This is a genomic window from Pseudomonas sp. M1 (assembly GCF_022760135.1).
In the GTDB taxonomy this organism is placed as follows: domain Bacteria; phylum Pseudomonadota; class Gammaproteobacteria; order Pseudomonadales; family Pseudomonadaceae; genus Pseudomonas; species Pseudomonas citronellolis.
In genome coordinates, this window is the sequence record NZ_CP094343.1 from 5,230,996 (window position 1) to 5,255,773 (window position 24,778).

The 24,778-nt window shown below is 67.6% G+C and carries 29 protein-coding genes; 11 read left to right on the forward strand and 18 right to left on the reverse strand.

Annotation, left to right across the window (positions count from 1 at the left end; translation table 11 throughout):
* Nucleotides 1-2: 2 nt before the first annotated feature.
* From PM1_RS22975 to PM1_RS22985, 4 genes are all read right to left on the reverse strand, one after another.
* The gene (locus tag PM1_RS22975; RefSeq protein ID WP_024128221.1) at nucleotides 3-281 is read right to left on the reverse strand and encodes a hypothetical protein; all 279 of its coding nucleotides are present in this window, start codon (nucleotides 279-281) and stop codon (nucleotides 3-5) included.
* Nucleotides 278-754: a DUF2778 domain-containing protein gene (locus PM1_RS31420; RefSeq protein WP_084229644.1), complete on the reverse strand. Its 477-nt coding sequence runs from the start codon at nucleotides 752-754 to the stop codon at nucleotides 278-280. The genes PM1_RS22975 and PM1_RS31420 overlap by 4 nt, the downstream gene beginning before the upstream one ends.
* Nucleotides 755-1,145: 391 nt before the next feature.
* Complete coding sequence (locus PM1_RS22980) at nucleotides 1,146-1,511, reverse strand: DUF5064 family protein (protein ID WP_009620632.1); 366 nt, start codon at nucleotides 1,509-1,511, stop codon at nucleotides 1,146-1,148.
* A 65-nt stretch (nucleotides 1,512-1,576) separates the two neighbouring features.
* Nucleotides 1,577-1,894: a DUF2288 domain-containing protein gene (locus PM1_RS22985; RefSeq protein ID WP_024128220.1), complete on the reverse strand. Its 318-nt coding sequence runs from the start codon at nucleotides 1,892-1,894 to the stop codon at nucleotides 1,577-1,579.
* Between the two features lie 304 nt (nucleotides 1,895-2,198).
* On the opposite strand from PM1_RS22985, the gene PM1_RS22990 reads away from it, so the two are divergent.
* The 7 genes from PM1_RS22990 (at nucleotide 2,199) to vapC (ending at nucleotide 7,855) form a co-directional block, all read left to right on the forward strand.
* Nucleotides 2,199-3,320, forward strand: a complete 1,122-nt coding sequence (locus PM1_RS22990; protein WP_009620634.1) for a branched-chain amino acid ABC transporter substrate-binding protein — start codon at nucleotides 2,199-2,201, stop codon at nucleotides 3,318-3,320.
* Between the two features lie 119 nt (nucleotides 3,321-3,439).
* The gene (livH, locus tag PM1_RS22995; RefSeq protein WP_009620635.1) at nucleotides 3,440-4,360 is read left to right on the forward strand and encodes a high-affinity branched-chain amino acid ABC transporter permease LivH; all 921 of its coding nucleotides are present in this window, start codon (nucleotides 3,440-3,442) and stop codon (nucleotides 4,358-4,360) included.
* The gene (locus PM1_RS23000; RefSeq protein WP_009620636.1) at nucleotides 4,357-5,610 is read left to right on the forward strand and encodes a high-affinity branched-chain amino acid ABC transporter permease LivM; all 1,254 of its coding nucleotides are present in this window, start codon (nucleotides 4,357-4,359) and stop codon (nucleotides 5,608-5,610) included. Before livH ends, PM1_RS23000 begins: the two co-directional genes overlap by 4 nt.
* The gene (livG, locus tag PM1_RS23005) at nucleotides 5,607-6,374 is read left to right on the forward strand and encodes a high-affinity branched-chain amino acid ABC transporter ATP-binding protein LivG (protein WP_009620637.1); all 768 of its coding nucleotides are present in this window, start codon (nucleotides 5,607-5,609) and stop codon (nucleotides 6,372-6,374) included. The genes PM1_RS23000 and livG overlap by 4 nt, the downstream gene beginning before the upstream one ends.
* Nucleotides 6,375-6,377: 3 nt before the next feature.
* On the forward strand, nucleotides 6,378-7,079 hold the full coding sequence (locus PM1_RS23010) for an ATP-binding cassette domain-containing protein (RefSeq protein WP_009620638.1): 702 nt from the start codon (nucleotides 6,378-6,380) through the stop codon (nucleotides 7,077-7,079).
* 132 nt (nucleotides 7,080-7,211) lie between these two features.
* The gene (gene vapB / locus PM1_RS23015) at nucleotides 7,212-7,442 is read left to right on the forward strand and encodes a type II toxin-antitoxin system VapB family antitoxin (protein ID WP_009620639.1); all 231 of its coding nucleotides are present in this window, start codon (nucleotides 7,212-7,214) and stop codon (nucleotides 7,440-7,442) included.
* Nucleotides 7,442-7,855: a type II toxin-antitoxin system tRNA(fMet)-specific endonuclease VapC gene (vapC, locus tag PM1_RS23020; RefSeq protein ID WP_009620640.1), complete on the forward strand. Its 414-nt coding sequence runs from the start codon at nucleotides 7,442-7,444 to the stop codon at nucleotides 7,853-7,855. The genes vapB and vapC overlap by 1 nt, the downstream gene beginning before the upstream one ends.
* Nucleotides 7,856-8,342: 487 nt before the next feature.
* On the opposite strand, the gene PM1_RS23025 is transcribed toward vapC, so the two are convergent.
* Both PM1_RS23025 and PM1_RS23030 read right to left on the reverse strand, forming a co-directional pair.
* The gene (locus PM1_RS23025; protein ID WP_009620641.1) at nucleotides 8,343-9,032 is read right to left on the reverse strand and encodes a GntR family transcriptional regulator; all 690 of its coding nucleotides are present in this window, start codon (nucleotides 9,030-9,032) and stop codon (nucleotides 8,343-8,345) included.
* Between the two features lie 64 nt (nucleotides 9,033-9,096).
* Nucleotides 9,097-9,831, reverse strand: coding sequence for an SDR family NAD(P)-dependent oxidoreductase (locus PM1_RS23030; protein WP_009620642.1), 735 nt, complete (start codon nucleotides 9,829-9,831; stop codon nucleotides 9,097-9,099).
* A 152-nt stretch (nucleotides 9,832-9,983) separates the two neighbouring features.
* Here PM1_RS23030 and PM1_RS23035 point away from each other — a divergent pair, with 152 nt between their 5' ends.
* Both PM1_RS23035 and PM1_RS23040 read left to right on the forward strand, forming a co-directional pair.
* The gene (locus PM1_RS23035) at nucleotides 9,984-11,048 is read left to right on the forward strand and encodes a phosphotransferase (RefSeq protein WP_009620643.1); all 1,065 of its coding nucleotides are present in this window, start codon (nucleotides 9,984-9,986) and stop codon (nucleotides 11,046-11,048) included.
* On the forward strand, nucleotides 11,045-12,367 hold the full coding sequence (locus tag PM1_RS23040) for an aspartate aminotransferase family protein (RefSeq protein ID WP_009620644.1): 1,323 nt from the start codon (nucleotides 11,045-11,047) through the stop codon (nucleotides 12,365-12,367). Before PM1_RS23035 ends, PM1_RS23040 begins: the two co-directional genes overlap by 4 nt.
* A gap of 12 nt (nucleotides 12,368-12,379) precedes the next feature.
* Here PM1_RS23040 and PM1_RS23045 read toward each other — a convergent pair whose 3' ends face one another.
* The 3 genes from PM1_RS23045 to PM1_RS23055 form a co-directional block, all read right to left on the reverse strand.
* The gene (locus PM1_RS23045) at nucleotides 12,380-12,838 is read right to left on the reverse strand and encodes a hypothetical protein (protein ID WP_009620645.1); all 459 of its coding nucleotides are present in this window, start codon (nucleotides 12,836-12,838) and stop codon (nucleotides 12,380-12,382) included.
* A 23-nt stretch (nucleotides 12,839-12,861) separates the two neighbouring features.
* Nucleotides 12,862-13,344 (reverse strand): glycine zipper 2TM domain-containing protein, encoded by a 483-nt coding sequence (locus PM1_RS23050; RefSeq protein WP_009620647.1) that lies wholly within the window; start codon nucleotides 13,342-13,344, stop codon nucleotides 12,862-12,864.
* 115 nt (nucleotides 13,345-13,459) lie between these two features.
* On the reverse strand, nucleotides 13,460-14,374 hold the full coding sequence (locus PM1_RS23055) for a LysR family transcriptional regulator (RefSeq protein WP_009620649.1): 915 nt from the start codon (nucleotides 14,372-14,374) through the stop codon (nucleotides 13,460-13,462).
* 102 nt (nucleotides 14,375-14,476) lie between these two features.
* On the opposite strand from PM1_RS23055, the gene PM1_RS23060 reads away from it, so the two are divergent.
* Nucleotides 14,477-15,076, forward strand: coding sequence for a short chain dehydrogenase (locus PM1_RS23060; protein ID WP_009620651.1), 600 nt, complete (start codon nucleotides 14,477-14,479; stop codon nucleotides 15,074-15,076).
* Nucleotides 15,077-15,386: 310 nt separating this feature from the next.
* Here the strand turns inward: PM1_RS23060 and PM1_RS23065 are convergent, their stop codons facing one another.
* Complete coding sequence (locus PM1_RS23065) at nucleotides 15,387-15,785, reverse strand: DUF488 domain-containing protein (RefSeq protein ID WP_009620653.1); 399 nt, start codon at nucleotides 15,783-15,785, stop codon at nucleotides 15,387-15,389.
* Nucleotides 15,786-15,882: 97 nt separating this feature from the next.
* Here PM1_RS23065 and PM1_RS23070 point away from each other — a divergent pair, with 97 nt between their 5' ends.
* Nucleotides 15,883-16,551 (forward strand): COG3650 family protein, encoded by a 669-nt coding sequence (locus PM1_RS23070; protein WP_009620655.1) that lies wholly within the window; start codon nucleotides 15,883-15,885, stop codon nucleotides 16,549-16,551.
* A 9-nt stretch (nucleotides 16,552-16,560) separates the two neighbouring features.
* Here PM1_RS23070 and PM1_RS23075 read toward each other — a convergent pair whose 3' ends face one another.
* From PM1_RS23075 to PM1_RS23110, 8 genes are all read right to left on the reverse strand, one after another.
* Nucleotides 16,561-17,658, reverse strand: coding sequence for a PLP-dependent cysteine synthase family protein (locus PM1_RS23075; protein WP_009620656.1), 1,098 nt, complete (start codon nucleotides 17,656-17,658; stop codon nucleotides 16,561-16,563).
* 19 nt (nucleotides 17,659-17,677) lie between these two features.
* The gene (locus PM1_RS23080) at nucleotides 17,678-18,580 is read right to left on the reverse strand and encodes a DMT family transporter (RefSeq protein WP_009620657.1); all 903 of its coding nucleotides are present in this window, start codon (nucleotides 18,578-18,580) and stop codon (nucleotides 17,678-17,680) included.
* 373 nt (nucleotides 18,581-18,953) lie between these two features.
* Nucleotides 18,954-19,283 carry a Na+/H+ antiporter subunit G gene (locus tag PM1_RS23085; protein ID WP_009620658.1) on the reverse strand — a complete coding sequence of 110 codons (330 nt, stop codon included), beginning with the start codon at nucleotides 19,281-19,283 and terminating at the stop codon, nucleotides 18,954-18,956.
* Nucleotides 19,280-19,549, reverse strand: coding sequence for a K+/H+ antiporter subunit F (locus PM1_RS23090; protein ID WP_009620659.1), 270 nt, complete (start codon nucleotides 19,547-19,549; stop codon nucleotides 19,280-19,282). The genes PM1_RS23085 and PM1_RS23090 overlap by 4 nt, the downstream gene beginning before the upstream one ends.
* Entirely contained in the window at nucleotides 19,534-20,034 is a 501-nt protein-coding gene (locus PM1_RS23095) for a Na+/H+ antiporter subunit E (RefSeq protein WP_009620660.1), read from the reverse strand. The genes PM1_RS23090 and PM1_RS23095 overlap by 16 nt, the downstream gene beginning before the upstream one ends.
* The gene (locus PM1_RS23100) at nucleotides 20,031-21,530 is read right to left on the reverse strand and encodes a monovalent cation/H+ antiporter subunit D (RefSeq protein ID WP_009620661.1); all 1,500 of its coding nucleotides are present in this window, start codon (nucleotides 21,528-21,530) and stop codon (nucleotides 20,031-20,033) included. The genes PM1_RS23095 and PM1_RS23100 overlap by 4 nt, the downstream gene beginning before the upstream one ends.
* Nucleotides 21,527-21,859 (reverse strand): Na+/H+ antiporter subunit C, encoded by a 333-nt coding sequence (locus tag PM1_RS23105; protein ID WP_009620662.1) that lies wholly within the window; start codon nucleotides 21,857-21,859, stop codon nucleotides 21,527-21,529. The genes PM1_RS23100 and PM1_RS23105 overlap by 4 nt, the downstream gene beginning before the upstream one ends.
* Entirely contained in the window at nucleotides 21,859-24,654 is a 2,796-nt protein-coding gene (locus tag PM1_RS23110; protein WP_009620664.1) for a monovalent cation/H+ antiporter subunit A, read from the reverse strand. Before PM1_RS23110 ends, PM1_RS23105 begins: the two co-directional genes overlap by 1 nt.
* Between the last annotated feature and the right edge of the window lie 124 nt (nucleotides 24,655-24,778).

Here is a 24,778-nt window from a genome sequence, read left to right on the forward strand (position 1 = left end):
GGCTAGCGGGAGCGGTATTTCCAGAGCAGGAACGACAAGCGGGCGATGCGCTTTACGTATCGCATGGCGAACAGGGCCAGAAGCAGGGATACCACCAAGGCAACGGTGGCCACGAAATCCATGAAGTTTTCCATGCCATACAGGCCCATGGCATTGCTTGCCCAATCCAATACCTTGACGGGTAGTGGGCTATACAAAAAACGTCCTACGAAGGGGAGAAATAAATAGATAAGGCCTGCAGTAGCGGCGATATACAAAAGAACGAGAATTATCTTTTTCATCTTACCTGCAGCACACCGTAGGCACGACTTCCATCGGCAAGCACCATTGGCAAAGTACATTTCAAAGCCGCCGAGAGCCAATCGAACTGAACTGGGTATTGCAACACCACACAGCCCTTGCTAAGCGCGCCTGGGCCAATCGGATGCAATCTGAAATTTCCTCGTTGGACGCTCTGAACATACGTCCAGTCATCAATCACTCCATCATCCCTGTACAACGAAAACCAGCGCTCGCGACCGGTGCCGAATACGCGGGTTGCGCTGTTGTAAAGCCAGCCGAGACGTCCGCCGGACTGGCGATCGAATATGTAGTAACGCCCTCGAGGTAGAGGTCCTTCGTCCACTCTGGAGACGAATCTCGGATCGTTGCGGGTCGTGCCATCTCCGGAAAAGGCCGGAAATCGCCCCACCCCGCCACAATCCAAATCACTGAACAGTTGGCCATTTAGTCTGAATGTGCAGTAAACGGGCACGCCGATGCACTCCGAGTAGCTTTGATGGCCACCCAGGCTGCCCCTGCCGTTGATTGGAAAATATCGCCGGGATCCTCGAATCGTTTCGGAAAGGTCCGTTATCAGTTACGAAATCAGCGCATAGGGCGAATAACGCGAAGCGTTATCCGCCGATTGGAGGGTTCATATTGCAGCCGGAGTGCCCATTGGAAACCGCTACCCATGTCTCCCGGCAGAACACCTGCGAAACCCATGCTGCCGTGACGATGGGTATCGCTTCGCTCAACACCATCCTACGACGGTGTTTCTCCTGCGCCTTGCGGGAGACGCCGTCCGCGGTTACCGGTGGCAGCCCAGCGGTTTCGCGCCCATGAAAAAGCCCGGCACATGCCGGGCTTCTTCGTATCGCGGCTCACTCGCCGCCATGGAGCACCTTGTCCAGGTCCACCGGGTCGCCCGGTTGGGTCCCCAGCTTGACGCGGATGTCCTCGAACATCGCATCGTATTCCTTGTGGATACGCACGATCGGCCCGAAGCGCGGGTGCAGGCCATGCTTCTGCGCAATGCGGGTGGCATCGCTGGCGAAGTTGAAGGCCTGGTCCTTGGGCATGTCGAACTCTTCCTTGAAGGCATTGCCGTCGATGCTGCCGTCCATGGTGAAGTGGACGTAGGCGCCCTTCTCGGCGTCGTGGCGAATCTCGTAGTACAGGTTGATATCCAGCGCCTGCTGGTCAAGGCCCGGCAGGGCGTGGAGATGCAGGTGACCAGGCTCGAACATGACGTGACTCCTTGCAGTGGTCACGCAAGTCTAGCTCGCCTGCGGGCAACGCAAGCCGCCCCGGGTCAATGCAGCGTGTTTTTTTCCGCACGCTCCTGAACCAACACCCAGGGCGCCACCACCACCGCCCACAGCTGCGGGTCGCGCTCCAGGAAGTCGCGGGCGCGGGCCTCGTCGACCCGCGCCAGGTCGCCGCTGGCCAGCCAGGCGGCGACCTTCTGGCGGTCGTCCTCGGCCACGGCCTGCGCGGCCTCCACCAGATCGACGGCCCCGCCCACCTGCAGCAGGGCGCCGCGGGCGAAGAACGGCTGCAGCTCCTGCCAGGAAATCATCGCGGTCTCGCCGAGCAGCTTGGCATAGAGGGTGCTAGTTTGTTCAGTCATGGTACTCACCGGGAAATCAGGCGGCGCCATGATACCGCCCGGTCGTCGCCAGGCAAGTTTCCCGGGAGTTGCGCGGGGGTGGATGTGACCAAAGGAGGGCTACTGGCACAACGCCGTTTTTCTATACGTTTGTTTCGTCTTTGCGACATGGGGCGAAACGCCCCGCCGCCAGCGGCTTTTCAAGCGGCGAAGCGGCACTCTACACTGTACCGGTACAGTTGCCGGCGGCTTCCCCCGGGCGCAAAGCCCGTCGAACCGCGGCCACGAACCACAAGAACGAAAACACAAGAAAGAGTGGAGCATTATGAAAAAGGGTACCCAACGTCTTTCCAAACTGTTGACCGCCATGGCCCTGGCCGGCGTCGCCAGCTATTCGATGGCCGCCGATACCATCAAGATCGCCCTGGCCGGTCCGGTGACCGGTGCGGTCGCCCAGTACGGGGAGATGGAGTTCGTCGGCGCCAAGATGGCCATCGAACAGATCAACAAGGCCGGCGGCGTCGACGGCAAGCAGCTCGAAGGCGTGGTCTACGATGACGCCTGCGATCCGAAGCAGGCCGTGGCGGTCGCCAACAAGATCGTCAACGACGGCGTCAAGTTCGTCGTCGGCCACCTGTGCTCCAGCTCCACTCAGCCGGCCTCGGACATCTACGAGGACGAAGGCGTCCTGATGATCTCCCCGGCCTCCACCAGCCCGGACATCACCAGCCGCGGCTACAAGCTGATCTTCCGCACCATCGGCCTGGACAACATGCAGGGCCCGACCGCCGGCAAGTTCATCGCCGAGCACGTCAAGCCGAAGATCGTCGCGGTCATCCACGACAAGCAGCAGTACGGCGAAGGCATCGCCACCGCGGTCAAGAAGACCCTGGAAGACGCCGGCGTGAAAGTCGCCCTGTTCGAAGGCATCAACGCCGGCGACAAGGACTTCTCCTCGCTGATCGCCAAGCTCAAGCAGGCCAAGGTCGACTTCGTCTACTACGGCGGCTACCACCCGGAACTGGGCCTGCTGCTGCGCCAGACTTCCGAGAAAGGCCTGAAAGTCGGCTTCATGGGCCCGGAAGGCGTCGGCAACAAGGAAATCTCCGCCATCGCCGGCCCCGCTTCCGAAGGCCTGTACGTGACCCTGCCGAAGTCCTTCGACCAGGATCCGAAGAACCAGGCCCTGGTCGCCGCCTTCAAGGCCAAGAACCAGGACCCGAGCGGCCCGTTCGTGTTCCCGGCCTACGCCGCCGTGCAGGTCATCGCCGACGGCATCAAGAAAGCCGGCAGCGAGGACACCGAAAAGGTCGCCGCCGCCCTGCGCAGCAACACCTTCGACACGCCCACCGGCGCCCTGGCCTTCGACGAGAAGGGCGACCTGAAGAACTTCAACTTCGTGGTCTACCAGTGGCACAAGGACGGCACCAAGACCGAAGTCAAATAAGGTCTGCCGCCTGAGGTCCAGAGCCCACTGCGCCCGCAGTGGGCTTTGTTTATTCCGCGTATTCCGGGGGTCCGTCGCGCCACAAGCGCCGCTTCACGCGACGCCCGAGGAGTTAGGTGATGCCTGAGCTCTATCACTACCTGCAACAGCTGGTCAACGGCCTTACCGTTGGCAGCACCTATGCCCTGATCGCCATCGGCTACACCATGGTCTACGGCATCATCGGCATGATCAACTTCGCCCATGGCGAGGTCTACATGATCGGCTCGTACGTAGCCTTCATCGTGATCACCGGCCTGGCCATGATGGGGATCGTCAGCCTGCCGATCGTCATCTTCTGCACCTTCGCCGCCGCCATCATCGTCACCAGCGCCTATGGCTACAGCATCGAACGGATCGCCTACCGCCCGCTGCGCGGCAGCAACCGGCTGATCCCGCTGATCTCGGCCATCGGCATGTCGATCTTCCTGCAGAACGAGGTCCTGCTCGCCCAGGACTCCAAGGACAAGGCCATCCCCAACCTGCTGCCGGGGAACTTCGTCTTCGGCGATCCCACCTACGGGGTGACCGTCTCGTACATGCAGGTGCTGATCTTCATCGTCACCCTGCTGGCCATGTACGGCCTCAGCCTGTTCATCTCCCGTTCCCGCCTGGGCCGCGCCTGCCGCGCCTGCGCCGAGGACATCAAGATGGCCAACCTGCTGGGGATCAACACCAACAACATCATCGCCCTGACCTTCGTCATCGGCGCCACCCTGGCCGCCGTGGCCGCGGTGCTGCTGGGCTTGCAGTACGGCGTGATCAACCCGAACATCGGCTTCCTCGCCGGCATCAAGGCCTTCACCGCCGCGGTGCTCGGTGGCATCGGCAGCATCCCGGGCGCCATGCTCGGCGGCCTGGTGCTGGGCGTCGCCGAAGCCTTCGGCGCCGACGTGTTCGGCGACCAGTACAAGGACGTGGTGGCCTTCAGCCTGCTGGTCCTGGTGCTGCTGTTCCGCCCCACCGGTCTGCTCGGTCGTCCGGAGGTGGAGAAGGTATGAACAAGCGACTCAAGACGGCTTTCTTCAGCGCCCTGCTGGTGCTGGCGGTGGCCTACCCGATCCTCGGCCTGAAACTCAGCGTCATCGGCATCGGCCTGCAGCTGGAAGGCGTCAGCCCCAGCACCCTGTGGACCATCGCCGCGTGCGCCGTGGGCATGTTCGTCTGGCAACTGGTGCGCGACCGCTTCAGTTTCAGCCGTGGCCGTACCCTGCACATGGGCGAGAACAACTTCCTGTACCGCTCGCTGACGCAGCCTTCGGTGCAGCGCAAGGTGATCATCGTGATGATCCTGGTCGCCCTGGCCTGGCCCTTCTGGGGTTCGCGCGGGGCGGTGGACATCGCCACCCTGGTGCTGATCTACGTGCTGCTGGGCCTGGGCCTGAACATCGTGGTGGGCCTGGCCGGCCTGCTCGACCTGGGCTACGTCGGCTTCTACGCCGTGGGCGCCTACAGCTACGCGCTGCTCTCGCACTACTACGGCCTGGGCTTCTGGACCTGCCTGCCGATCGCCGGGGCGATGGCCGCGCTGTTCGGCTTCCTGCTCGGTTTCCCGGTGCTGCGCCTGCGCGGCGACTACCTGGCGATCGTGACCCTGGGCTTCGGCGAGATCATCCGCGTGCTGCTGCGCAACCTCACCGGCCTGACCGGCGGCCCCAACGGCATCAGCAGCATCGAGAAGCCCACCCTGCTCGGCCTTACCTTCGAGCGCCGCGCCCCCGAGGGCATGCAGACCTTCCACGAGTTCTTCGGCATCGCCTACAACTCCAACTACAAGGTCGTGTTCCTCTACCTGGTGGCGCTGCTGCTGGTGCTGCTGGTGCTGTTCGTCATCAACCGCCTGCTGCGCATGCCCCTGGGCCGCGCCTGGGAAGCGCTGCGCGAAGACGAGATCGCCTGCCGCGCGCTGGGCCTGAACCCGACCATCATCAAGCTCTCCGCCTTCACCCTCGGCGCCTGCTTCGCCGGCTTCGCCGGCAGCTTCTTCGCCGCGCGCCAGGGCCTGGTGACCCCGGAGTCGTTCACCTTCATCGAGTCGGCCACCATCCTCGCCATCGTCGTCCTCGGCGGCATGGGCTCGCAGCTGGGCGTGATCCTCGCCGCCGTGGTGATGATCCTGCTGCCCGAGCTGATGCGCGAGTTCAGCGAATACCGCATGTTGATGTTCGGCGCCATCATGGTGCTGATGATGATCTGGCGTCCGCAGGGCCTGCTGCCGATGCAGCGCCCGCACCTGGAGTTGCGTAAATGAGTCGACCGATTCTTGAAGTATCCGGCCTGACCATGCGCTTCGGCGGCCTGCTGGCCGTCAACGGCGTCGCGCTCAAGGTCGAGGAAAAGCAGGTGGTCTCGATGATCGGCCCGAACGGCGCCGGCAAGACCACCGTGTTCAACTGCCTGACCGGCTTCTACCAGCCCACCGGCGGGCAGATCCTGCTGCGCGGCGAGCCGATCCAGGGCCTGCCGGGCCACAAGATCGCCCACCGCGGCGTGGTGCGTACCTTCCAGAACGTCCGCCTGTTCAAGGAAATGACTGCGGTGGAGAACCTGCTGGTGGCCCAGCACCGGCACATCAACACCAACTTCTTCGCCGGCCTGCTGAAGACCCCCGGGTTCCGCCGCGCCGAGGCCGAGGCGCTGGACTACGCGGCGCACTGGCTGGAAGTGGTCAACCTCAAGGATGTCGCCAACCGCCCGGCCGGCACCCTGGCCTACGGCCAGCAGCGCCGCCTGGAGATCGCCCGCTGCATGATGACGCGCCCGCAGATCCTCATGCTCGACGAGCCGGCCGCCGGCCTCAACCCGCGCGAGACCGAGGACCTCAAGGCGCTGATCGCCATGCTGCGCGCCGAGCACGGCGTGACCGTGCTGCTGATCGAGCACGACATGAAGCTGGTGATGAGCATTTCCGACCACATCTACGTGATCAACCAGGGCACGCCCCTGGCCGACGGTACCCCGGAGCAGATCCGCGACAACCCGGACGTGATCAAAGCCTATCTGGGGGAGGCCTGAGCCATGCTGAAGTTCGACAAGGTCTCCACCTTCTACGGCAAGATCCAGGCCCTGCACGAGGTCAGCCTGGAAGTGCAGCAGGGCGAGATCGTCACCCTGATCGGCGCCAACGGCGCCGGCAAGTCGACCCTGCTGATGACCCTCTGCGGCTCGCCGCGGGCGGCCTCCGGCAGCATCAAGTACCTCGGCGAGGAACTGGTCGGCCAGGAGTCCTCGCACATCATGCGCAAGAGCATCGCGGTGGTCCCCGAAGGCCGCCGGGTGTTCGCCCGCCTGACCGTCGAGGAAAACCTGGCCATGGGCGGCTTCTTCACCAGCAAGGGCGACTACCAGGAGCAGATGGACCGCGTCCTGGGCCTGTTCCCGCGCCTGAAGGAACGCTTCAGCCAGCGCGGCGGCACCATGTCCGGCGGCGAGCAGCAGATGCTCGCCATCGGCCGCGCGCTGATGAGCAAGCCCAAGCTGCTGCTGCTCGACGAACCGTCCCTGGGCCTGGCGCCGATCATCATCCAGCAGATCTTCGACATCATCGAACAGCTGCGCAGCGAAGGCGTGACCGTCTTCCTCGTCGAACAGAACGCCAACCAGGCGCTGAAACTCGCCGACCGCGGCTACGTGCTGGAGAACGGCCACATCGTGATGCAGGACACCGGCGCCAACCTGCTGGTCAACCCCAAGGTGCGCGACGCCTACCTGGGGGGTTGAGCCTCTTGCGGCAAGAGAAAACGGCCCTTCGGGGCCGTTTTTCTTTGGCTCTCCAGCAATGTATATCCCATTGACATATCCCGCGCTATCCTTACCATGAATCCTCCCCTTTCCCCATCCCGGAGGCCGAGCATGGAACAAGGCGCCGTATTCCAGAGCAACCGCAGCCAGGCCGTGCGCCTGCCCAAGGCCGTCGCGCTGCCTGAAGACGTGAAGCGCGTAGACGTCGTGGCCATCGGCCGAACCCGCATCCTCACCCCGGCCGGGGAGAGCTGGGACAGCTGGTTCGACGGCGAGAACGTCAGCGCCGACTTCATGAGCGAGCGCGAGCAACCGGCGGAACAGGAACGCGAGGGGTTCTGATGCTGAAGTTCATGCTCGATACCAACATCTGCATCTTCACCATCAAGAACAAGCCGCAAGTCGTTCGCGAGGCCTTCAACCAGCACCATGGGCAGTTGGCGATCAGTTCGGTGACGCTGATGGAACTGATATACGGTGCCGAGAAGTCCTCCATGCCGGAACACAACCTGGGCATCGTGGAAGGCTTCGCCGCCCGCCTGGAAGTGCTCGACTACGACGGCAACGCGGCGGCCCACACCGGGCAACTGCGCGCCGAACTGGCGCGAATCGGCAAACCCATCGGCCCCTACGACCAGATGATCGCCGGGCACGCCCGTTCCCGCGGGCTGATCCTGGTCAGCAACAACCTGCGCGAGTTCGAGCGGGTACCGGGGCTGCGCCTGGAGGACTGGACTGCGGCCCCATCGCCTTAGGTGCCGCTGCGGAATCTGTTCGCGAGCAAGCTCGCTCCTACGAAAAGCCGTGCACGCCTGTAGCGTAGAAGCAGGCCCTGCCTGCGAATCGCGCGCAGGGCGCGCTCCTACATTGGAATGGCATGACCGAAAAGGCCGGCGCTCGGTCATGCATGGCGATGGGTATCGCTTCGCTCAACCCATCCTACGACTGCGCCCTCTGCAGACCTGCGAAAACGGCAGGATGAAACCTCCCTCCCCGGCCGCACGGACAGCCCCCTCTCCCGCTTGCGGGAGAGGGTTGGGGAGAGGGAGCGGAGTCAATCCGAAACACAGCTGCCACCGGTAGACACCGTTCGCGCTCCTACATCGGCATGACATGGCAGATAGCCGCAGGAATGCACGGTCGTAGGAGCGGACCTTGTCCGCGATAACCGGAACCTTCGGCGCGATTCGCGGATGAGATCCGCTCCTACGCCGCCCCACCCACGCCATTCCCATGGGGAATTCACCCCGCCGCCCGCGCCTCGTCCTCTTCGCGCTGGGCGAGGAACTCCAGCATCTTCTGACTGCCATCGGTGAGGTCGGCGCAGATGGCCGCTCGCGCCGCGGCGCCATCGCCTTTGCGCAGCGCGTGCAGCACTTCCCAGTGGTGCTCCACCGCCATGCGTTCGTTGAAGCTGCCGTAGGTCCGCGCGATCAGCGGCCCGGTGCGCATCCACAGGCTGTCGAGGAAGCCCTTGAGCAGCGGCATGCCGGCGATCTCGGCGAGGGCGAAGTGGAAGGCCTGGTTGAGCTTGAGCGCCGCCACCAGGTCGTCGGCGTGGATGGCCGCGAGGTTGTCGCGGATGTTCTTCTCCAGCATCGCCAGTTGCGCGGGCGTGACGCGGCTGGCCGCGGTCTCGGCGGCCAGGCCCTCCAGGGCCACGCGGATGCTGCGGATTTCCAGGTACTGCTCGCGGCTCAGCACCGGCACGCGGATGTCCCTTGGCGTGCGCAGCACCAGCGCCTGCTCCTTGGCCAGTTGCAGGATGGCGTCGCGCACCGGCGTCACGCTGGTGCCCAGTTGCTGCGCCAGGTCGCGGATGCGCAGGCGGTCGTCGGGCTGGAAGCGTCCGGTGATCAGCGCCTCGCGCAGCAACGCGTAGACGCCGCTGCCCAGGTAGGCGTGGTTGAGGCCGTCGATGGGATAGTTCATGGGCTCCTCGTGCTATTCCGGGCGCGATGATGCGGCGGTCGCCGGCGAATTGCCAGCCACCCGCTCAGACGTGCTGGCCACCGTTGACGTGGATTTCCGCGCCGTTCACGTACGAAGCCCCCTGGGTGCACAGGAAGTGGATCAGCGAGGCCACCTCCTCCGGCTTGCCCAGGCGGTGCATGGGGATGTCGCGCTCGACGATCAGTTCGGTGCCCGACGACAGGATCGAGGTGTCGATTTCCCCCGGCGCGATGGCGTTCACCCGCACGCCGTGGCGGCCGAAGTCGTAGGCCATCTCGCGGGTCAGCGCCGCCAGCGCGGCCTTGGACGAGGCATAGGCGACGCCGGCGAAAGGGTGCACCCGCGAGCCGGCGATGGAAGTGACGTTGATGATGCTGCCCTGGGCCGCCTTCAGCTCCTCGAACAGCCCGCGGGCCAGCAGCGCGGTGGAGAACAGGTTGACGTTGAACACCTTCAGCCAGGTGCCGTAGTCGCTCTCCAGCACGCCCATGCGCTGGCCTTCCGGGCCCTTGGGCGAAATGCCGGCGTTGTTCACCAGGGCGTCCAGTCGGCCGCCGAGCTTCTCGCGGATGGCTGGCAGGGCGGCCTCGACGCTGGCGATGTCCTCGAGGTCCAGGTGGATGTGGTTGAGCAGCCCCTCGGCCCAGGGGCATTCGGCCACCCAGTCCTGGCGCGAGGCGGTGAACACGCGCCAGCCGGCGGCGTTGAAGTGCTTCACGGTGGCGTGGCCGATGCCGCGGCTGGCGCCGGTGAGCAGCAGGGTCCTGGGTTCGCTCATGTGCGTGTCCATCCATTCGGGCTTGCGGAGTGCGTTCGATGATGACGCAATCGGCCACCGAATAAAATATGATGCATCATATTTTCTTTATGCTTTAATGGCCGCCAGCCCCACAAGAACGACAAGCACGACAAGAACCGGAGCCACCGCGCATGCCGCTGACCGCCCTCGCCCACGATCCCCTGCTGGAAGCCGCGCCCGCCCAGGTCACGCCGGACCAGGCCGCGACCATCGCCCGCGACTGCTTCGGCCTGGAAGGCCCGCTGCGCCGCCTGGCCGGCGAACGCGACCTGAACTTCCAGATCGGCGCCCACGATAGCGCCAGCCGCCTGCTCAAGCTGTCCCACCCGCTGGAGGACCCGCAGGTGGTGGACTTCCACAACCGCGCCCTGCTGCGCGTCCAGCAGGCCGACCCGGACCTGCCGGTGCAGCGCGTCTACCCGGCCCTCGACGGCCAGTACCAGACCTGGGTGGAAGTGGACGGCCAGCGCATGCTGGCGCGGCTGATGTCCTTCGTCGAAGGCCTGCCGCTGCACCGCGTGCCCCAGCGCTCGACGGCGCTGCGGCGCAACCTGGGCGAAGCCCTGGCGCGCCTGGACCTGGCCCTGCACGGCTACCAGCACCCGGCCTCCGGCCACGAACTGCTCTGGGACCTGCAGCACGCCCAGCGCCTGCGCCCGCTGCTGCGGCACATCGACGACGGCGAGCTGCGCGGCCTGGTCGAGCGCGCCCTGAACAACTTCGAGGAACACGCCCTGCCGCGCCTGCCGACGCTGCGCGCCCAGGTGATCCACAACGACCTCAACCCGCACAACGTGATAGTCGACGCCGCGCACCCCGAGCGGCTGCGCAACATCCTCGACTTCGGCGACATGGTCCATGCCCCGCTGGTCAACGACCTCGGCGTGGCCGCCGCCTACCAGTTGGGCAGCGAGGGCGACGTGCTGGCCCCGGCCCTGGAATTCATCGCCGCCTATCACGCGCGCAACCCGCTGCAGGAAGCCGAGCAGGACATCCTCTGCGACCTCATGGCCACCCGCCTGGTGCTCACCCTGGGCATCACCGCCTGGCGCGCCAGCCTGCACCCGGAGAACCGCGACTACATCCTGCGCAACGCCCGCCAGGCCCGCGCCAGCCTGCAGGGCCTGGCCGGGCTGTCCCGATCCGAGGCGCGCGAACGCATCGCCCGCGCCTGCCACGAGGAGTCCCCCGCATGACCATGACCAATGGCTACAGCCCAGCCGACGCCGAGCGCCTGAGCGACAAGGAACGCAGCCTGATCGAGCGCCGCGAGCGCCTGCTCGGCCCGGCCTACCGGCTGTTCTACGAGCGCCCGCTGCACACTGTGCGCGGCGAGGGCGTGTGGCTCTACGACGAGCAGGGCCGGCGCTACCTCGACGCCTACAACAACGTCGCCTCGGTCGGCCACTGCCACCCGCGGGTGGTCGAGGCCATCGCCCGCCAGGCGGCGGTGCTGAACACCCATACGCGCTACCTGCAGGAAGGCATCCTCGACTACGCCGAGGACCTGCTGTCCACCTTCCCCGCCGAACTCGGCCAGGTGATGTTCACCTGCACCGGCAGCGAGGCCAACGACCTGGCCCTGCGCATCGCCCGCCACCACACCGGCGGCAGCGGTGTGATCGTCACCCGCTTCGCCTACCACGGCGTCACCGGCGACATTTCCGAACTCTCGCCGGCGCTGGGCAGCGGCATCACCCTGCCCGCCCACGCGCGCACCGTGCGCGCGCCGGACGCCTACCGCCTGGGCGCGGAGAACGTCGCCCGCCTGCTCGCCGAGGACGTGCGCGCCGCCATCGCCGACCTGCGCGCCAACGGCATCGAGCCCGCCGCGCTGCTGGTGGACGGCATCTTCGCCAGCGACGGCGTGTTCGCAGGCCCCACCGGCGTCCTCGCCGAGGCGGTGGCCGTGGCCCGCAGCGAAGGCCTGCTCTACATCGCCGACGAAGTGCAGAGCGGCTTCGCCCGCACCGGCGAGCACATGTGGGGCTTCCAGCGCCACGGCGTGCAGCCGGACCTGGTCACCCTGGGCAAGCCCATGGGCAACGGCCAGCCCATCGCCGGCGTGGTCGCGCGCCCCGAGGTGCTGGAAAGCTTCGGCCGCAGCGTGCGCTACTTCAACACCTTCGGCGGCAACCCGGTGAGCTGCGCGGCCGGCCAGGCGGTGCTCGACGTGATCCGCGAGGAAGGCCTGCAACAGCGCTCGGAACGGCTCGGCAATTATCTGCGCGAAGGCTTCCAGCGCCTGGCCCAGCGCCACGAACTGATCGGCGATGTGCGCGGCGCCGGGATGTTCCTCGGCGTGGAGCTGGTCGCCGACCGCGCCAGCAAGGCCCCGGCCGCCGCGCAGACGCGCCGGGTGGTCAACGCCATGCGCGAGCGCGGCGTGCTGATCAGCGCCGCCGGCCCGCAGGAGAACATCCTCAAGATCCGCCCGCTGCTGGCCTTCGAGCAGGAACACGCCGACCTGCTGATCGACACCCTGGACGCCGCCCTGGCCGAAACCGCTGGCTGAGCGGGCACGCCGCTACAGGTGCACGCCCAGGTTGATCATCCCGGCCGAATTGCCCAGCACCACGAACTCGCTGGCGAAGCGGCCGACCTGGGCGCCGACCGAGGGAATGACGGCCGGCGCCACGCCGTAGCGGTTGAGCGGGATCTTGTCGCGGTACTCGCCGCGGTAGCCCTGGATGGCGCCGCCGGTGACCTTGAAGTAGAACGGCGAGTCGTCCAGGTCGAAACGCTTGCCGGCGTAGACGTAGTTGGAGCGCTGGCGGAACGAATTGCGGAAGGTCGCGCCGCCCCACACCCAGCCATCGTCGCGGTTGCGCTCGACACCGATCAGGTCCTGGTGGTTGTTGTGTTGCGGGTCGTGGTTCCAGTGCCGGGTGAGCACGCTGGTCTGCAGGTACCAGGAGTCGCCCTCGCCGGCCCAGGCGGCGGGCGCCAGCAGCAATGCCGCCAGCAGGATCAGCGCCTTGTTCATGACTGTGCCTCCTGCACGGCGGCTCAGAGCGTCACGCGGCTGGCGCCGTTGACGCTCATGATGCGGACGCGGTCGCCGACGCGGAAGCGCTGGCCGGCATCCACGGCCTGGACGTAGGCGCGGGACATGCCGTCGTCCTCGCGGACCACGATTTCCACGCCCTGGGTTCGCGTCAGGCCCTCTTCCAGCGCCGAGCCGGCGGCCCCACCGGCGACGCCGCCGAGGACGGTGGCGATGGCGGCGCCACGGCCACCCCCGATGCCGCTGCCGGCGATACCGCCGACGGCGGCGCCGGCCAGGGTTCCGATCGGCGTCCTGGTGCCTTCGATCTGCACCGCGCGCAGGGATTCGATGGTGCCCATGCGCACGCTCTGCACCGCGCGGGCATCGGCGCGGGAATAGCTGCTGCCGGACAGGTTCGAGGCACAGCCGGACAGCACCAGGGCGCTGCCGACGAAGGCGGCGAGCAGCAGGGAGCGGGAGGCTTTCAGGGTCGGGGTTTTCATGCTCAGGTCCTCGCGGACGGTCACTAAGGGAATGGACAAAGCCTATTCCCTCGTCACTGAACACCCCCTGAACTCCAGCTGAACCCACACTGAACGAAGCTGAACGAAGCCGGTTTCAGCCCTGTAGTTGCAGCAGGCGCTGGCGGGCGCGCTCGAACCAGGCCAGCAGGTAGTCCACCAGCAACTGCGTGCGCCGCGGCAGCCCGCCCTGGTAGGGGTGCACCAGGAACACCGGCGTGCTGCGCGTCTGGTAGTCGCGCAGCAGCCAGCGCAGGCGGCCGTCGGCCAGTTCGTCCTGGAGCATGTAGGACGGCAGCCGGGCGATGCCGACGCCGGCCAGCGCCGCCTTCTTCAGCAGGGTGTAGTGGTTGCTCGCCAGCACCCCGCCAACCTCCACGCGGAACAGCTCGTGCTGGCGCTGGTACAGCCACGGGCCAGGGCCCGGGTAGTGGGTGTTGAGCAGGCAATTGTGCGCGGCCAGGTCCGCCGGCCGCTGCGGTTCGCCGTGGGCGGCGAGGTATGCCGGGGTGGCGCAGGTCAGCTCCTGCAGGGCGAACAGCGGATGCGCCACCAGGCGCTCGTCGCCGCCGACGCCGGAGCGGATCGCCAGGTCGAAGCCCTCGGCCACCAGGTCGCGGCGCTCGTTGGCCAGGTCCAGCTCCAGGCGGATGCCCGGGTGGCTGCGGGAGAACTCCACCAGCCAGGCGTCGAAGAAGGTCTCGCCGAGGGACACCGGCACGCTCATGCGCACCGTGCCGCGCGCCTCCTCCTGCAACCGCGCCACCGCCTGCCGCGCCCGCGCCGCCTGGGCGTTGAGCGCCTGGACCTCGGGCAGCAGGGCCTGGCCGGCGGCGGTCAGCGCCAGGCTTCGCGTCGTGCGGTGCAGCAGGGTCACGCCCAGGGCCTGCTCCAGGGCGCTGATGCGCTTGGACAACTGCCCCTTGCTGCAACCCAGGCGCTCGGCGGCGCGGGTGAAGCTGCCGCATTCCAGCAACACGGCGAAAGCCGAGAGATCTTCCAGTTCGCCCATGATTGTTTCCCCATGAAAACACCAGGTTGCCGATTACCCCGGTTATCTCAACAAAATACGTCCCTAGACTGGCTCCGTCACCCACTCACTCCCGGAGTCAGCATGAAGATCATCCTCGTCGGCGCCAGCGGCACCCTCGGCCAGGCCGTGGCCAGCGAACTGGGCCAGCGCCATGAAATCGTCCGCGTCGGCCGCAGCAGCGGCGACCTGCGGGTGGACATCACCGACAGCGCCTCGATCCGCGCCCTGTTCGAGCAGGTGGGCCCCTTCGACGCCTTGGTCAGCGCCACCGGCAAGGTGCACTTCGCCCCGCTCGCCGAGATGGGCGAAGCCGAGTACGCCGTCGGCCTGAAGGACAAGCTGATGGGCCAGGTCAACCTGGTGCTGATCGGCAGCCGCTACGCCAACGACGGCGCCTCCTTCACCCTGACCACCGGCATCCTCAGCGAGGAGCCGATCCGCCAGGGCAGCTCGGCGACCATGGTCAACGCCGCGGTGGAAGGTTTCGTGCGCAGCGCCGCCATCGAACTGCCGCGCGGGCAGCGGATCAATGCGGTGAGCCCGAACGTGCTGGTGGAGTCGATGGCGGGCTACGGGCCGTTCTTCCGCGGCTTCAAGCCGGTGCCGGCGGCGGATGCGGCGCTGGGGTTCGCGCGGAGTGTGGAGGGGGCGGAGACGGGGCGGGTCTACAAGGTTTGGTGAGTGTGGGGCGGGGGCTACTTGCTACTTGTAGGAGCGAGGGGGACGCCTAGTTCTTGCTCGCGAATCCTCAAGAGCGCCCTCTCCCTAACCCTCTCCCTGAAGGGAGAGGGGACCGTTGGGCAGACACGGATGTTCTGGAGTTAGCCGGTAACACCGAAAGCGACCGGCTGAAACCTGACCCTCTCTCGGCACGGACAAGCCCCCTCTCCCTTCAGGGAGAGGGCTGGGGAGAGGGTACGGAGGTAGGCATAGCAGCGGAGCCACCGGGTAACCTCGTTCGCGAGCAAGCTCGCTCCTACGAAAAGCCCCTTCACTCCTTCTTCCCCGCATAGCAAACCGGCGAACTCCCCTCTCCCACCCTTTCCATCTCGTCCTCCAGGAATTCCGCCAACACCCGCGCATTGTTGTGCTCGGTATCCTTCGCGCCATAGAGCAGCGTCAGGTCGCCCTTACCGGCGATGCCCAGCAGCTTCCACCAGTGCTCCGGATGCGCCGCCAGTTCGGCGTGGTAGGCGCGGCGGAATTCCTCGAACAGGCCGGGATCGTGGTGGAAGCGCTGGCGCAGCTCGGTGGACGGCGCCACGTCCTTGAGCCATTCGTCCATGTGCAGTTCTTCCTTGCTGATGCCCCTGGGCCAGAGCCGGTCCACCAGGACCCGGTAGCCGTCCTCCGCGGCCGGGGCCTCGTAGGCGCGCTTGTAGCGAATCATCGGATGCCTCCTTTTGCGACTGTCCCTACCACTGTAGCCCTTGAGCCGGTGCCACTGGCTCGGTAACGTGGGCGCATTTTTCCGGGAGCCCTATCTCATGCGTCAAGCCCGCCTCTTCCTCTATGCCCTGCTGCCCCTGTTCGCCGCCTGCCAGGTGTGGAAGCCCGAGCCCACCCGCCTGGATGCGCCGACGCGGGTACAGGGCGAGGTCACCCGCGAGGATGGCGGCCTGGTGCTGCGGCCGTGCAACGAGCAGCGCCGCTTCAACCTGGTGGACGGCGCCGACAGCGCCGTGGCCCGCGAGTCCCGCGACCTGTTCGCCGACGGCGCCGGCAAGCTGTTCATCGATGCGCGCGGCGCCTATTCCGGCGGCCAGGCCAGCAACACCGACGGCAAGTTCGAAGTGCGCTCGCTGTACCGCCTGCAGAACGAGGGCCACGGCTGCGACGACCCCAACTTCAGGCAGACCATCGTCCAGGCCGGCGGCAACGAGCCGGGCTGGAGCGTGATGGTCAACGCCCAGGGCCTGCTGCTGCAGCGCCCGGGGCAGCCGGACCAGGTGCTGCCCTACGTGGTGGAAAGCGTGCCCGGCGGCAGCAGCAGCTATTCCACCGAGGCCAACGGCGAGAAGCTGGAGCTGTGGGTGGCCCCGGCGCGCTGCGTCAACAGCATGAGCGGCGCGGTGAACAACCTCACCGCCGAGCTGCGCCTGGACGACAAGGTCATGCGCGGCTGCGCCTACCCCGGCGCCGCCTACCAGGAATAAGCCGGCCCGTCACAAGCCCAGCGCCGGCAACGCCTCCGGCAGTGCGCTGCCCTGCTCCACGCAGGCACGCACCGCGTCGATCAGCGGCTCCAGCTGGAAGCCCTGCTGGATCAGCCACAGCGGGTCGTAGTAGCTGGTCGCATAGCGTTCGCCGCCGTCGCAGAGGATCGCCACGATCGAGCCGGACTCGCCGCGCGCGAGCATGCTCCGCGCCGCCAGCAGCGCGCCCACCAGGTTGGTCCCGCTGGAGCCGCCGACGCGCCGGCCCAGGCGCTGCGCCAGGTAGTGCATGGCCGCCAGCGACCAGGCGTCGGGCACCTTGACCATGGCGTCGAGCACCGCCGGCAGGAAGGAAGCCTCCACCCGCGGCCGGCCGATGCCCTCGATGCGCGAGCCGCAGTCCAGGGTCAGGCTGCGGTCGCCGGTGCGGTAGGCATCGAAGAACACCGAGCGCTCGGCGTCGGCGCAGAGCACGCGGGTCTGGTGCCGGCGGTAGCGGGCGAAGCGCCCGAGGGTGGCCAGGGTGCCGCCGGTGCCGGGGCTGGAGACCAGCCAGGCCGGCTCGGGGAAGCGCTCGTGGCGCAGCTGCTGGAAGATCGATTCGGCGATGTTGTTGTTCGCCCGCCAGTCGGTGGCGCGCTCGGCGTAGGTGAACTGGTCCATGAAGTGCCCGCCGCTCTCGCGGGCCAGGCGCTCGGATTCGGCGTAGATCTGCGTGGGGTCGTCCACCAGGTGGCTGCGGCCGCCGTAGAAGGCGATCTGGGCGATCTTCTCCTTCGAGGTGCTGGCCGGCACCACGGCGATGAAGGGCAGCCCCAGCAGGCGTGCGAAGTAGGCCTCGGAGATCGCCGTGGAACCGCTGGATGCCTCGATCACCGGCGCCCCCGGCTTCAGCCAGCCGTTGCACAGCGCATAGAGGAACAGCGAGCGCGCCAGGCGGTGCTTGAGGCTGCCGGTGGGGTGGCTGGATTCGTCCTTGAAGTACAGGTCGATGCCAGGCAGGCCGGGCGCTTCCAGGGGGATCAGGTGGGTGTCGGCGCTGCGCTGGAAGTCCGCCTCGATGATGCGGATGGCTTCGCGGGTCCAGTCACGGATGTCGATGGACATGGGGCGGTTCCTCGTTCGGTCAGTCGAGCACGCCGGCTGGCGCGGGCGTGGCGCTGCGCCACTGGCTGAGGGCGACGCCGGCGAACACCAGGCCGGCGGCCAGCAGCTGCTGGCCGTTCAGACGCTCGTCCAGCAGCAGCCAGGCGAACACCAGGGTGAACACCGGGATCAGGTTGATGAAGCCGGTGGCCTGGCTCGCCGGCAGCCGGCTGACGCCGAAGTTGTACAGGCCGTAGGCGCCGACGGTGACCACGCTGCCCAGGTAGACCAGGGCGAACAGCCCCTGGCCGCTGGGAGCCGGCGGCACGCCCGAACTGAAAGCCGCCAGCGGCAGGAAGAACACCGAGCCGATGAAGGCCTGCATGGCGGTCAGGATGAAGGGCGAGTAGCGCGCCGACAGGTGCTTGAGCAGCAGGGTGTAGCCGGTGGCGCAGACCATCGCCAGCAGTTCGAAGAAGTTGCCCAGCAGCGGCTGCGGCGCATGCTGGTCGGGCTCGCCGGCGAGGGTCAGCCAGAGCGCGCCGAGCACCGCCAGGGCGAAGCCGGCCCAGGTGTTGCGGGCGATGCGCTCGTGCAGCAGGAGGAAGGCGCCGACCGCCACCAGCAACGGCAGCAGCGCGGTGATCATCCCGGCTTGGGCGGCGCTGGTGTACTGCAGGGCGAAGGACTCGCAGACGAAGTACAGGCACGGCTCGCACACCGCCAGGCCCACCAGGTACTTCCAGTCGCCCGCCCGGTAGTCCATCCGCCCGCGCCAGCGCCAGGCGGCGAGGAAGATCAGGCTGCCGATGGCCATGCGGGCGAAGATCACCCACATCGCCGGCCATTCGGCGAAGGCCAGTTTCAGCGCGATGAAGGAACTGCCCCACAGCGCCATGGCCAGGACCAGGCATGCCAGGGCGAAGGGCCGGGACTGCTGCACGGGACGCTCCAGGAAATGAATCCCCGCAGTATAGAAGCGCGCCGCGGGTGGCCGACAGGCACAGCGCCGGGGGAAAACTGTAATGGCCTGCGCCAGCGTCTCTCCCGCCCGTAGGCGCGGACTCCGTCCGCGATTTCGCGCGCAGGGCGCGCTCCTGCAGGGAATGGCGTGGGTGGGGCAGCGTAGGCGGATCTCATCCGCGAACCGCGCCGGAACCTCCGGCTATCGCGGACAAGGTCCGCTCCTACCCCCTCCGGCAAGCACGAGACCCGTAGGATGGTGTTGAGCGAAGCGATACCCATCAGCGCAACCGCATGGGTTTCGCCAAGGCTCAACCCATCCTACGAAGAGCACCCCGGCGCAGCCGGAAGCCCTACTCCCAGGGCTCCCCACGGGTACGCGGCGTGCGCGGCAGGCGCGCCTGCATCGCGGCCTTGGCCAGCAGGTGGGCGCTGACCGGCGCGGTGATGAACAGGAACAGGGTGATCAGCACCTCGTGCAGGCTCACGCCGTTGCCGCTGGTGCTGAAGTACAGCAGCGAACCCAGCGCCACGCCGCCCACGCCGAGGGTCGAGGCCTTGGTCGGCGCGTGCAGGCGCGTGTAGAAGTCCGGCAGGCGGTACAGGCCCACGGCGCCGAGCAGGGCGAACAGGCTGCCGCCCAGCAACAGCGCGCTGACGAGGATTTCCACGAACAGGTTCATTCGATGATGTCTCCACGCAGCAGGAACTTGCACAGCGCCACGGTGCTGACGAAGCCCATCACCGCGATCAGCAGCGCCGCTTCGAAGTACAGGCCGCTGTCGCTCCACAGGCCGTACAGCAGGATCAGCGCGATGGCCTCCACCGACAGGGTGTCCAGCGCCAGGATGCGGTCGGCCGCGCTCGGCCCGCGCACCAGGCGCGCCACCGTCAGCAGCAGGGCCAGGGCGATCAGCGCCAGGCACAGCGGGATCACGTAGGCGAGCATTCGAACACCTCCTTCAGCGGCGCCTCGTAGCGCGCCTTGATGTCCGCCACCAGGGCCTGCGGGTCGGGCACGTCCAGGCCGTGCACCAGCAGGCTGCGGCGGTCGGCGCTGAGGTCGGCGGAGACCGTGCCGGGGGTCAGGGTGATGACGCTGGCGAGGATGGCGATGGGCAAGTCCTCGCGCAGCTCCAGCGGCACCTCGACGAAGCCCGGCTGCAGCTTGCCGGTGGGCCCGAGCACCAGGCGCGCGACCTGCAGGTTGGCCACCACGATGTCGTACAGCACCAGGCCGATGAAGCGCAGCAGCAGGCCCGGGCGGCGGATGCGCAGCGGCGCCAGCAGCATGTCGCGGCACAGCAGCGGCAAGACCAGGCCGAGCACGGCGCCGAGCAGCCAGTGGCCAAGGGAGAAGTCATCGACCAGCAGCACCCAGCCCAGCAGCAGGCACAGGCTGAGCAGCGGATGCGGCAGCAGGCGGCGGATCATGCGCCACCTCCAGCCAGGATCGCCCGGCGATAAAGGTCGACATCCAGCAACTGCTCGGCGGTGGCCTGCAGGTAGGCCTGCAGCGGCTTGGCGAACAGCACCAGCAGCACCGCCGAGGCCAGCAGCGCCACCGCCGCCAGCAGGCGCAGCGGGTCACGCTCGGCGTTGCCGAGGACGCTGCGCCCGGTGTTCCAGAACAGCGTGCTGCCGGCGCGGCTGAGGGTCACGGTGACCAGCAGGCCGCTGCCCAGCACCACAGCCCACAGCGCCAGCGCCTCGCCGCCGCTGGCCGAACGCAGGATCAGCAGCTTGGCGAAGAAGCCGGAGAACGGCGGCAGGCCAGCCACCGCGATGGCGCCGACGAAGAACAGCGCGCCCAGCAGCTGCGGCTGCAGCAACGCCGGGCCCTGCACCAGTTGCCCGGCCTTGTCGCCGCGCTGGCGGGCGATCAGGTCGGCGAGCAGGAACAGCCCGCCCACCACCCAGGTGCTGTGCAGCAGGTAGAACAACAGCGCCGCCAGGGATTGCGCGGAACCCAGCGCCAGCACCGCCAGCTGGGTGCCGGCGGAAATCACCACCAGGTACGCCAGCAGGCCCTGCAGGCGCGTCGCCGCCAACGCCCCAAAGGTACCGACCAGGATGCCGGCCAGGGCCAGCGGCCACAGCCAGGCCTGGGCCAGGTTGGCCAGCTCGCCGGCGTGGTCGCCGAAGATCAGCGTGTACACCCGCAGGATCGAGTAGATGCCCACCTTGGTCATGATCGAGAACAGCGCCGCCACCGGCGCGCTGGCTTCGGCATAGGCCCGCGGCAGCCAGAAGTACAGCGGCAGCAGCGCCGCCTTGAGGCCGAACACCACCAGCAACAGCAGCGCCGCCGCGCGCACCAGGGGCGCGTCGGCCGCGCCCAGCTGGGCTACGCGGACGGCCATGTCGGCCATGTTCAGGGTGCCGGTGACGCCATAGAGCGTGCCCACGGCGATCAGGAAGAACGCCGAGCCCACCAGGTTGAGCACCACGTAGTGCACCCCGGCGCGCACCCGCCCTGCCCCGCCGCCGTGCAGCAGCAGCGCGTAGGAGGCGATCAGCAGGATCTCGAAGAACACGAAGAGGTTGAACAGGTCGCCGGTGAGGAAGGCGCCGTTGAGGCCGAGCAGCTGGAACTGGAACAGCGCGTGGAAGTGCTTGCCGCGGCGGTCGTCGCCGCGCAGCGCGTACAGCAAGGCAAAGCTGGCCAGCACCGCGTTGGCCAGCAGCATCAGCGCGCTCAGGCGGTCGAGCACCAGGATGATACCGAACGGCGGCTGCCAGTTGCCCAGGGCGTAGAACTGCACCTGGCCGCCGGCAGCCTGTTGCAGTAGCAGCGCGGCCAGCGGCAGCAGCGCCAGGGTAGCCAGCAGCGAGATGCCCCGCGCGGCGCGCGAGGCGTGGCCGACGAGCAGCAGCAGGCAGCCGGCGAACAGCGGCAGCAGGACTGGCGCAATCAGCAGGTGATTCATTCGCCGTCCTCCCGCGCCTTGCCGTCGACGTGGTCGTCACCGGTCTCGGCCAGGCCGCGCAGGGCCAGGACGATGACGAAGGCGGTCATGGCGAAACCGATGACGATGGCGGTCAGCACCAGCGCCTGGGGAATGGGGTCGCCGGGGTTGGCCACCTGGCCCAGCACCGCCGGCTCGCCGGCCAGGCGGCCCATGGCGAAGAGGAACAGGTTCACCGCATAGGAGATCAGGGTCAGGCCCAGCACCACCGGGAAAGTGCGTGCCCGCAGCAGCAGGTACACGCCACTGGCGGTGAGCAGGCCGAGGGTGATGGCGAACAGCGCTTCCATCAGCGGGCCTCCTTGGCCGGCGCCGTCTGCGGCGGCGCGTTCAGCTCGCCGAGGCCGGCGAGGATCAGCAGGGTCGCGCCCACCACCGTGAGGTAGACGCCCAGGTCGAAGAGCATGGCCGTGGCCAGCTCGAACTCGCCCACCAGCGGCAGCTGGAAGTGGCCGAAGGACGAGGTCAGGAAGGGATAGCCGAAGGCCCAGCTGCCCAACCCGGTGAGGCCGGCGACGAATACGCCCAGGCCGGCCGTGCGCGAGTAGTTCAGCGGCAGGCGGGTATGCACCCAGCGGCTGCCGCAGGCGATGTACTGGAGGATCAGCGCCACCGCGGTGACCAGCCCGGCGATGAAGCCGCCGCCCGGCAGGTTGTGCCCGCGCAGGAAGATGAACACCGCCACCAGCAGGGCCAGCGGCAGCAGCAGCCGGGCCAGGGTGGCGAGGATCGGCGGATGGGCGTCGGCCGACCAGGCCAGGCCCTCGGCGTCGCGGGCGCGGCGCGGCAGGCGCAGGCCGTCGAGCAGGGCGAAGATGCCCACCGCAGCGATGGCCAGCACGCTGATCTCGCCCAGGGTGTCGAAGCCGCGGAAGTCGACCAGGATGACGTTCACCACGTTGTGCCCGCCGCCGCCGGAAACGCTGTGCTGCAGGTAGTAGCCGGCGATGCTGTCGTAGGGCCGGCTGAACACCGCGTAGGCCAGCAGCGCCACCATCACCCCGCAGGCCAGCGCCACCAGGAAGTCGCGCAGGCCACGCAGGCTGCTGCTTTCCTTCGGCGTGCGCTGCGGCAGGTAGTAGAGCGCGAGCATCAGCAGCACCATGGTCACCACTTCCACCGCCAGCTGCGTCAGCGCCAGGTCCGGCGCGGCGAAGCGGGCGAAGGCCAGGGCCACCAGCAGCCCGGCGATGCTCAGCAGCACCAGCGCCACCAGGCGCTGGCGGTGGAACACCACGGTCAGCGGCCCGGCCAGGGCCAGCAGCGCCAGGCACAGGGCGGTGACGGCGTCGACCTCGACGAAGGCGCGGCTGCCGGCGAGCGCGGGCAGGCCCGCCAGGCCGGCGCAGACCACCACCACGGCGGCCAGCAGCAGCCAGAGCACGTAGCGCTGCAGCGAACCGTTCTCCAGCAGCCCGGTCAGCGCGCCGGCGAAGCGCGCCAGGCGTTGCACCTGCGCCTCGAACACCGCCTTGGCGTCCACCGCCGGCAGGCCGGCGAACCAGGCGAACAGCGGCTGCCGCTGCAGGTACAGGGCGATGCCGCCGACCAGCGCGATCAGGCTCATCGCCAGCGGCGCGTTGAAGCCGTGCCAGATCGCCAGGCTGTAGGCCGGCAGCGCGCCGTTCAGGCTCGCCGAGGCGGCCGCCGACAGCAGCGGCGCCACCGTCCAGGCCGGGGCCATGCCCACCAGCAGGCACAGGCCCACCAGCACCTCCACCGGCACCTTCATGTAGCGCGGCGGCTCGTGGGGCGTCTTCGGCAGGTCGACCGGCTCGCCGTTGAAGAACACGTCGTGGATGAAGCGCACCGAATAGGCCACCGAGAACAGCGTGGCCACGGTGGCGAGGGTCGGGATCAGCCAGTTGAAGGCGCCGGCCATGTTCTGCGAGAGGGTCTCGCCGAAGAACATCTCCTTGCTGAGGAAGCCGTTGAGCAGCGGCACCCCGGCCATGGACGCGGAAGCCACCATGGCCAGCACCGCGGTGTGCGGCATGTACTTCCACAGGCCGTTGATGCGGCGCATGTCGCGGCTGCCAGTCTCGTGGTCGATGATCCCGGCGGCCATGAACAGCGAGGCCTTGAAGGTGGCGTGGTTGATGATGTGGAAGATCGCCGCGACGTTGGCCATGGGCGAATCCAGGCCGAACAGCAGGGTGATCAGGCCCAGGTGGCTGATGGTCGAGTAGGCCAGCAGGCCCTTGAGGTCGTTCTGGAACAGCGCCAGGAAGGCGCCCAGCAGCAGCGTCGCCAGACCTGTCAGGCCGACCAGGTAGAACCACAGGTCGTTGCCGGCCAGCGCCGGGTACAGGCGCGCCAGCAGGAACACGCCGGCTTTCACCATGGTCGCCGAGTGCAGGTAGGCCGACACCGGCGTGGGCGCCGCCATGGCGTGGGGCAGCCAGAAGTGGAAGGGGAACTGCGCCGACTTGGTGAACACGCCCAGCAGCACCAGCACCAGGATCAGCGGGAACAGCGCGCTGGCCTGCAGCACCTGGCGCGCGGCGAGCACGTCGCTCAGCTCGAAGCTGCCCACCACCTGGCCGATCAGCAGGATGCCGGCGAGCAGCGCCAGGCCCCCGCCGCCGGTGACCGCCAGGGCCATGCGCGCGCCGCGGCGGGCGTCGGAGCGGTGGCTCCAGAAGCCGATGAGCAGGAACGACGACAGGCTGGTGAGCTCCCAGAACACCAGCATCAGCAGCAGGTTCTCGCTGAGCACCACGCCGAGCATGGAGCCCATGAACAGCAGCAGGAAGCCGTAGAAGCGCCCGGTGGGCTCGCGCTCGGAGAGGTAGTAGCGGGCGTAGAGGATCACCAGCAGGCCGATGCCGAGGATCAGCAGGGCGAACAGGAAGCCCAGGCCGTCCAGGCGCAGGCTGAGGTTCAGGCCCAGCTCCGGCAGCCAGTCGTAGCGCGCCAGCAGGCGCTCGCCGCCGAGCACGCCGCGTTGGCCGAACAGAATCCCCAGGCCCAGCAAGGGCGCGACGGCCGCCGCCGCGGCGCAGGCGTTGCGGCCCAGGCGCTCGAACAGCGCAGGCAGGCAACAGCCCAGGAAAGGCAGCGCGATCAACAGCGCCAGCATCATCACCTTCTCCTTAATCCTTCAGACATGGCTGACTTACCAGGAAAGCCATGGAACCGGGCGATTATCCATATCTATCGAATGCGCGTCTTGGATAGAACTATTACGAAAGGCTGGGCGCGGGAAA

Coding starts and splice junctions, on each gene's coding strand:
- livG (WP_009620637.1), top strand. CDS start 5,607: ATGAGTCGACCGATTCTTGAAGTATCCGGCCTGACCATGCGCTTCGGC.
- vapC (WP_009620640.1), top strand. CDS start 7,442: ATGCTGAAGTTCATGCTCGATACCAACATCTGCATCTTCACCATCAAG.
- PM1_RS23050 (WP_009620647.1), bottom strand. CDS start 13,344: ATGAAAACCCCGACCCTGAAAGCCTCCCGCTCCCTGCTGCTCGCCGCC.
- PM1_RS23085 (WP_009620658.1), bottom strand. CDS start 19,283: ATGAACCTGTTCGTGGAAATCCTCGTCAGCGCGCTGTTGCTGGGCGGC.
- PM1_RS23055 (WP_009620649.1), bottom strand. CDS start 14,374: ATGGGCGAACTGGAAGATCTCTCGGCTTTCGCCGTGTTGCTGGAATGC.
- PM1_RS23040 (WP_009620644.1), top strand. CDS start 11,045: ATGACCATGACCAATGGCTACAGCCCAGCCGACGCCGAGCGCCTGAGC.
- PM1_RS22975 (WP_024128221.1), bottom strand. CDS start 281: ATGAAAAAGATAATTCTCGTTCTTTTGTATATCGCCGCTACTGCAGGC.
- PM1_RS23090 (WP_009620659.1), bottom strand. CDS start 19,549: ATGCTCGCCTACGTGATCCCGCTGTGCCTGGCGCTGATCGCCCTGGCC.
- PM1_RS23030 (WP_009620642.1), bottom strand. CDS start 9,831: ATGAGCGAACCCAGGACCCTGCTGCTCACCGGCGCCAGCCGCGGCATC.
- vapB (WP_009620639.1), top strand. CDS start 7,212: ATGGAACAAGGCGCCGTATTCCAGAGCAACCGCAGCCAGGCCGTGCGC.
- PM1_RS22990 (WP_009620634.1), top strand. CDS start 2,199: ATGAAAAAGGGTACCCAACGTCTTTCCAAACTGTTGACCGCCATGGCC.
- PM1_RS23110 (WP_009620664.1), bottom strand. CDS start 24,654: ATGATGCTGGCGCTGTTGATCGCGCTGCCTTTCCTGGGCTGTTGCCTG.
- PM1_RS23035 (WP_009620643.1), top strand. CDS start 9,984: ATGCCGCTGACCGCCCTCGCCCACGATCCCCTGCTGGAAGCCGCGCCC.
- PM1_RS23000 (WP_009620636.1), top strand. CDS start 4,357: ATGAACAAGCGACTCAAGACGGCTTTCTTCAGCGCCCTGCTGGTGCTG.
- PM1_RS23025 (WP_009620641.1), bottom strand. CDS start 9,032: ATGAACTATCCCATCGACGGCCTCAACCACGCCTACCTGGGCAGCGGC.
- PM1_RS23045 (WP_009620645.1), bottom strand. CDS start 12,838: ATGAACAAGGCGCTGATCCTGCTGGCGGCATTGCTGCTGGCGCCCGCC.
- PM1_RS23095 (WP_009620660.1), bottom strand. CDS start 20,034: ATGATCCGCCGCCTGCTGCCGCATCCGCTGCTCAGCCTGTGCCTGCTG.
- PM1_RS23010 (WP_009620638.1), top strand. CDS start 6,378: ATGCTGAAGTTCGACAAGGTCTCCACCTTCTACGGCAAGATCCAGGCC.
- PM1_RS22985 (WP_024128220.1), bottom strand. CDS start 1,894: ATGACTGAACAAACTAGCACCCTCTATGCCAAGCTGCTCGGCGAGACC.
- PM1_RS23100 (WP_009620661.1), bottom strand. CDS start 21,530: ATGAATCACCTGCTGATTGCGCCAGTCCTGCTGCCGCTGTTCGCCGGC.
- PM1_RS23075 (WP_009620656.1), bottom strand. CDS start 17,658: ATGTCCATCGACATCCGTGACTGGACCCGCGAAGCCATCCGCATCATC.
- livH (WP_009620635.1), top strand. CDS start 3,440: ATGCCTGAGCTCTATCACTACCTGCAACAGCTGGTCAACGGCCTTACC.
- PM1_RS22980 (WP_009620632.1), bottom strand. CDS start 1,511: ATGTTCGAGCCTGGTCACCTGCATCTCCACGCCCTGCCGGGCCTTGAC.
- PM1_RS23065 (WP_009620653.1), bottom strand. CDS start 15,785: ATGATTCGCTACAAGCGCGCCTACGAGGCCCCGGCCGCGGAGGACGGC.
- PM1_RS23060 (WP_009620651.1), top strand. CDS start 14,477: ATGAAGATCATCCTCGTCGGCGCCAGCGGCACCCTCGGCCAGGCCGTG.
- PM1_RS23105 (WP_009620662.1), bottom strand. CDS start 21,859: ATGGAAGCGCTGTTCGCCATCACCCTCGGCCTGCTCACCGCCAGTGGC.
- PM1_RS23070 (WP_009620655.1), top strand. CDS start 15,883: ATGCGTCAAGCCCGCCTCTTCCTCTATGCCCTGCTGCCCCTGTTCGCC.